Raw genomic sequence first — 5,379 nt, 5'->3', positions numbered from 1 at the left:
TTGTGAGAGGGGCGAAAATAAGTTAACTTATTTTCCCTCTACTCGATTTTTTATTAATAAAAAATAATGTTGTAATTATCAGTGATGCTACAAGTGAAGAACCAATATTTCCTGAAAGGGAGATAAAAGAGACATTAGAGGTAGAAATTCACGCCATGTTGTCACGAAAGACCTATTACGCGACAATATGACTGGTAAATCAGAATTATATGTCATAAAGACCATCAATACCTGACATTAAAGATATTTGAGTGTACAACAACCTGTAGAGAGTAATAGATTTCACCACTAATTGTAGCGGAGTTTATTAAACTTCATAATTTCTATTATGTTATCAAATCTTAACTCTATCTTTGTACATTTTGTGCAATTATTTTAGAGGAAAAACCCAAAGTTAGTAGAATATTAATCAAGCGGTAACAATCTAGTAATGAGGAGTCATAAAATGGAATTAAAAACAGAGCGATTAACCATTCGTAAATTTGAAAATGCGGATTTGGAAGCGGTATATGAATATACATCCAATCCAATCGTAATGGAGTACATCCCTGAAGGTGTTTTCACAGAAGAAGATGCAAAATTATTTATTTCTGAGAATTTGGGGGAAGATGCAAAAAAGTTTGCAGTTGTACTTACAGAGGAAAATGTATTAATTGGTCATTTAGATTTTCATAAATATTTTGGAGATCATACTTTTGAAATTGGATGGGTCTTTAACCCAAAATACTATAATAAAGGTTATGCAACAGAGGCTGCTTATGCAACATTAAAACATGGATTTGAAACTATGAACCTACATCGAATTATTGCAACTTGCCAGCCAGAGAATCCACCTTCTTACCGAATTATGGAGAAAATTGGTATGAGGAGAGAGGGTTTCTTCAAAAAGTGCATTCCACACGGTGATAGTTGGTGGGATGAATATTATTACGCAATACTTAAAGAGGAATGGAATATTCAACAATAGTGATTTGATCAATTTTTCAGTTATTAATATGTTTACCAAAATTATTACAGAATAATCAATTCATTTCAGGTAAAATATTCTTATCCTTTTCAATCATAACATTTAGACCGACTAAGGAAGGGTGAGAAATATGATTGGTACAATTATTAATACAATAGCTATTATAGTAGGAAGCGCTTTAGGAAGTATATTAAAAAAGGGAATAAAAGAAGAATATCAAACCGCTTTATTTACAGCAATGGGTTTTGCTGCTGTGGCATTAGGTGCAAACGCAGTCGTACAAAATATGCCAAATAGTAGTTACCCTGTGTTATTTATCGCAAGTCTTGCAATTGGTGGGTTAGTAGGAACGATCATTAATCTTGATGCGAAGTTTAATAACTTAGTTAATCGGTATTCAAAATCGGATTTAGGTAAAGGTTTATCTACAGCAATTTTATTATTTTGTATTGGTACATTATCGATTTTAGGGCCAGTTGAAAGTGCATTGTATGATAACCATACCTATTTATTCACAAATGCAACTTTAGATTTGGTAACATCTATGGCATTAGCAGCAACATATGGTTTTGGCATCGCAATTGCTGCACTTGTATTATTGATATGGCAATCCTCCATTTATCTCAGTGCGCAATACATAGAACCTTTTTTAACCGGTGCTTTAATGACGGAAGTATCTATTGTGGGTGGGATATTGATTTTAAGTTCGGGCTTGTCTATTTTGGGGGTTAAGGATAGTAAAACGTTGAATATGTTACCTTCATTATTCATTCCAGTTATTTGGTTTATTATATTAGCTTTGTTTTAAATAGGGTTTTTACAGTATTTCTTATAACTGTGTTTAAAAATTAATGAAAACATAAATCTATTAATAAACTAAATTATTTAATAAAAAGTGTCATATTTATCTATTAAACCTCTAGCATATGCAGTTATAGACAAGCATATATACCTAATAGATGTAATTATGTAGTTTTATAGTTATGTTCAAATTCGTTTATTAGGAAGGGGATATAAATAATGGTAATTCGACGTGTTAATCCTGAATTAGTCGAGACATTGAATGCTTTTCCAGGTCTTGTTTTAGATGCAGAGGTACTACCGCAAGTTCGTGAAGCGATGGCTGCTGGTAATGTACCATTGGAACAATCGGATGTTTCAATTGAAGTTTTAGCTATTCAAGGCTATGACGGTGAAGATATTAAAATTAGAGTGTACAAGCCAACAAAAGAAATTGAAGGTAAATTACCAGGTTTCTTATGGATTCATGGTGGTGGGTATGTTCTTGGTACAGCAGAAGCAGATGATGCACTTTGTGTAAACATCGTAAATACAGCGGATTGTGTTGTTGTTTCTGTAGACTATCGTTTAGCACCTGAACATCCTTACCCAACTCCAATAGAAGATTGTTATAGTGCATTATGTTGGCTAGTAAATAATGCAGATGATATAGATGTTGATACTGATAAAATCGGTGTCGGTGGTTTAAGTGCAGGTGGAGGGCTAACTGCTGCGTTAACATTATTAGCTCGTGACCGTCAATTCCCAAAAGTACACATTCAATTCCCATTATATCCAATGATTGATGATAGTAATAATACACCTTCTGCGAACGAAATTGCTGATGGCATGATTTGGAACCAAAAATTAAATGATGCAGGATGGAAAATGTACCTTGGTGACTTACATGGTGCAGAGGATATTCCTGTATATGCTGCTCCTGCTAGAGCAACAGATTTGTCAAATCTACCATCTACGTATACATTCATCGGACAATTAGATCCATTCAGATCTGAGACACTTACGTATGTATCGAAGCTAGCTGAAGCTGGAATTGACGTAGAGTTCCACTTATACCCAGGTGGTTACCACTCATTTGAAATCTTAAATCCAACATCAAAAATTGGACAAAAAGTATCAAATGAATTCTTAAATGCGATAAAAGATGGCTTTGAGCGCTTAGCTAAAGTGGAAGAAAATACTGCTATATAATTGACAAATGGTTATAGAGGCAGAATCCAAATCTAAATTTTGATTGGATTGTGCCTCTTTTTAGTGGAATATACTTACAATATAAATAATTCCAGTGTATAATAGTTATTGTACTTATATAATGGAGGGTTATTAAAAAATGACACACGCAATGAAATTACGTTTTATTACTTTGAACTAATAACTGAATATGTTCAAAGACTCTGCATATGTATGCAGGGTAAACGGGATTTGTATGTCCTTTTTTAAAAATCTCACTTCAAATAATGAAGTAGTGAAACATAAGAATTGTGTTTTGCATTCTTTTTTTTACAATTGAAAATGTTCAAATCCCTTTACTCTATATCACAGGCAGATTGTCTGTGTTTTTTTATTGCCGAAATTATTGTTTGGAGGGTTAAATATGTATTCACTATTATTCTTCTGATACGAGCTTTTCACTTAAAGCTCGTATCGATCCTAGCTATCGATACGAAATAGTAAATTTCGGAGGTAGCGAACATGGAACAAATTTGTTATGGATTGAAAAATATAGAAGTCACTTATTTAGATAAAGAAATTTTAACGATTGAACGATTAGCTGTTCATCAATTTGATCGTATTGGGATTGTTGGGAAAAATGGAGCTGGTAAAAGTACGTTATTAAAACTTTTGGCTGGTGTTTTGAGTCCAACAAAAGGATTTGTAGAACGATATGTTGAATGTGGGTATTTTGAACAAGTTGAAGGGCCAAGGTCATATGAGGCAGAGCCATCAATACTAGGTAAATTAAATGTCCCGAAAGTTTCTCTTGGTTTAAGTGGAGGGGAACAAACAAAGCTTAAATTAGCTCAATTATTTTCATATTATTACGAAGCCTTACTAATCGATGAGCCAACTACACACCTTGATAAAGTAGGAATATCATTTTTGCATGATGAACTAAAATATTACTACGGGGCACTCGTGTTAATTAGTCATGATCGAGCCTTACTAGATGAACTCGTATCAATCATTTGGGAAGTTGAAGACGGAAAGGTAAAAGTATATTCGGGGAATTATAGTAATTACTTAGAACAAAAAAACTTAGAGCGGGAACAACAAATTCTAGCTCGAGAACAGTTTTTAAAAGAAAAAAGTAGACTTGAAAAATCAGCACAGGAAAAAATGAAGATGGCAGACAAAATTGCCAAAACTACCCATATGAATAAAGAACATAAAGCAAAAGCGAATCGAATGTTCGAAACGAAATCCAAGGCTACTGCACAAAAAGCTATTCAACGTACTGCAAAAGCTATCGAATCTAGAATCGAAAAGCTAGAGGTGATAAATGCCGTTAAGCAAGACCGGCCGATTATCTTCCGTCAATCAAAACAAATTGAGTTACACAACAAATATCCTATAATGGCTAATGGTCTTACGGTAAAAGTAGGGGATCGAGTTCTTTTGGACAAGGTAAGTTTTCAACTACCACTTGGGTATAAAATAGCTATAACTGGTCCAAATGGATGTGGTAAAAGTACGTTACTTCACTATATTGCCAATCAAAAGTCAGATTTGATCATATCACCGAAGACAAGGATTGGATTTTTCCGTCGAATGAGTTATCAATTTACGAAAGATGAGACAGTTTTTCAGTTTATAAAAAATCGTTCTGAATACGATGAAGGGTTTTTACGAACAGTATTACATTCGATGCAATTTGTTGGAACAGACTTGCAAAAAAGTGTTTTAGATTTGAGTGGAGGAGAGGCAATACGTCTTCAACTTTGTGAATTGTTTTTAGGAGAATATAATATTCTACTATTAGATGAGCCTACAAATTTCTTAGATATTCATACTATTGAAGCTTTAGAACTTTTCATTCGAGGATATAAAGGTACTATTGTATTTGTTACCCACGATCGGGATTTTATTAAAAACGTTGCGGATAGAGAATATAAAATCGAAAGTAATAAAATAGTACTATGATAAATATCCTTCGATCGTATTCAAAAGGCTCGCCTTTTAAAAAAATGCTCTTTCAATATTAAAAAATTAAACCATAGATTCTATTAATAAATAGTAGCTATGGTTTTCCTTTTAAATAGTGAGATCGTAAGTAAAGGAGGATGAACTATATGTGTACACTATATAGTCTTTTTAAAGTCCTTGGTTTTGCACTAATATAATAGATTTGATATTTATATTAGAATTTTGATTGACTTTATGATCTTATGTTGATATTATATAAAAGCAGTCGTTAATGACTAATATTTAACGACTTATTGTATGTGATTAAGATAATGAATGTAAGAAAGTTATTGACTTGAAGTTATTATCTTGATATAATAAGAATCCAGTCGTTTAAAGAACTAAAAACAGACATTATGACTGAAACGTTGATATAACTTTTGAAAAAAGTTATTGACACCATGATAACGATTTGATATAATTAAATC

Annotated in this window: 4 protein-coding genes; all 4 read left to right on the top strand. The window is 32.7% G+C overall.

The features are described 5' to 3' along the window. Window positions 1-445 precede the first annotated feature (445 nt). A complete protein-coding gene (locus tag CD29_RS19085; protein ID WP_036190621.1) occupies window positions 446-967 on the top strand; it encodes a GNAT family N-acetyltransferase in 522 nt (173 codons plus the stop codon). Between the two features lie 130 nt (window positions 968-1,097). Further along, entirely contained in the window at window positions 1,098-1,775 is a 678-nt protein-coding gene (locus CD29_RS19080) for a DUF554 domain-containing protein (RefSeq protein WP_036190618.1), read from the top strand. Between the two features lie 212 nt (window positions 1,776-1,987). Next, window positions 1,988-2,959, top strand: a complete 972-nt coding sequence (locus CD29_RS19075) for an alpha/beta hydrolase (protein WP_036190614.1) — start codon at window positions 1,988-1,990, stop codon at window positions 2,957-2,959. A gap of 501 nt (window positions 2,960-3,460) precedes the next feature. Then, on the top strand, window positions 3,461-4,909 hold the full coding sequence (locus CD29_RS19070) for an Msr family ABC-F type ribosomal protection protein (RefSeq protein ID WP_036190606.1): 1,449 nt from the start codon (window positions 3,461-3,463) through the stop codon (window positions 4,907-4,909). The last annotated feature ends 470 nt before the right edge of the window (window positions 4,910-5,379 follow it).

The organism is Ureibacillus manganicus DSM 26584 (genome assembly GCF_000772945.1).
In the GTDB taxonomy this organism is placed as follows: domain Bacteria; phylum Bacillota; class Bacilli; order Bacillales_A; family Planococcaceae; genus Ureibacillus; species Ureibacillus manganicus.
This window is presented reverse-complemented; position numbering and strand designations above follow the sequence as displayed.

Excerpts from the sequence above, each read along its gene's own strand:
- CD29_RS19085 (WP_036190621.1), top strand. The coding sequence starts at position 446 with ATGGAATTAAAAACAGAGCGATTAACCATTCGTAAATTTGAAAATGCG.
- CD29_RS19080 (WP_036190618.1), top strand. The coding sequence starts at position 1,098 with ATGATTGGTACAATTATTAATACAATAGCTATTATAGTAGGAAGCGCT.
- CD29_RS19075 (WP_036190614.1), top strand. The coding sequence starts at position 1,988 with ATGGTAATTCGACGTGTTAATCCTGAATTAGTCGAGACATTGAATGCT.
- CD29_RS19070 (WP_036190606.1), top strand. The coding sequence starts at position 3,461 with ATGGAACAAATTTGTTATGGATTGAAAAATATAGAAGTCACTTATTTA.